The sequence below is a fragment of the Secundilactobacillus collinoides DSM 20515 = JCM 1123 genome (assembly GCF_001435975.1).
Lineage (GTDB): Bacteria > Bacillota > Bacilli > Lactobacillales > Lactobacillaceae > Secundilactobacillus > Secundilactobacillus collinoides.
Genome location: NZ_AYYR01000057.1, coordinates 1 through 619 on the forward strand (window position 1 = coordinate 1; position 619 = coordinate 619).

A 619-nucleotide genomic window follows, 5' to 3' on the forward strand; every position below is an offset into this window, starting at 1 on the left:
TTATTCCATCATAAAAGGACGCTATGTCCTCACATGGTACGATTAAATCACCACAACATAATCGAAAGTGAGGAAAACATAGTGTCCCTAAATAATGATTCTATCCTAAAACTGGTCAAATTAACAGATACTAATCTACATGTCTTAGATATCTACTCTGAAAGAAAGCGGGGTGTCACCTCTCAGGTCATTGAAGCAACTTTATCCTATCCACTGACACATTGTCCGCACTGTCACAGTAAAGCACTCATTAGAAACGGGTACCGCCTCGCCCATGCCAAGCTGCCGTCGATCAATGGTGACCCGATTCGGCTACTGGTTCATAAGCAGCGCTATTTATGCCATACCTGTGGCCACACGTGTGGGGCCCGTTCCAGTAACTTAAAGTTCAACCACACGCTCACACCTGGCGTCGCCCAACAGACCATCAAACTGGCTAAACAATCATTGGCCGGGACAACAATCGCGGCCCTAACTGGTATCTCAAATACCAGCGCGGCACGCATTATCAACGCGGAAGTGCACCGGCCTTATCGCCTAAAAAAACTCCCAGAAAACCTCTGCTTTGATGAGTTCCGGTCAACTGGTAAGCATATGTCATTCATCTGCTGTGACGCTG

General features: G+C 46.8%; 1 protein-coding gene. It reads left to right on the forward strand.

Annotation, left to right across the window (positions count from 1 at the left end; all coding sequences use genetic code 11):
* Window positions 1-81: 81 nt before the first annotated feature.
* Window positions 82-619, forward strand: a 538-nt coding sequence (locus FC82_RS10505; RefSeq protein WP_162260942.1) for a transposase family protein, incomplete at its 3' end; no start/stop codon positions are given.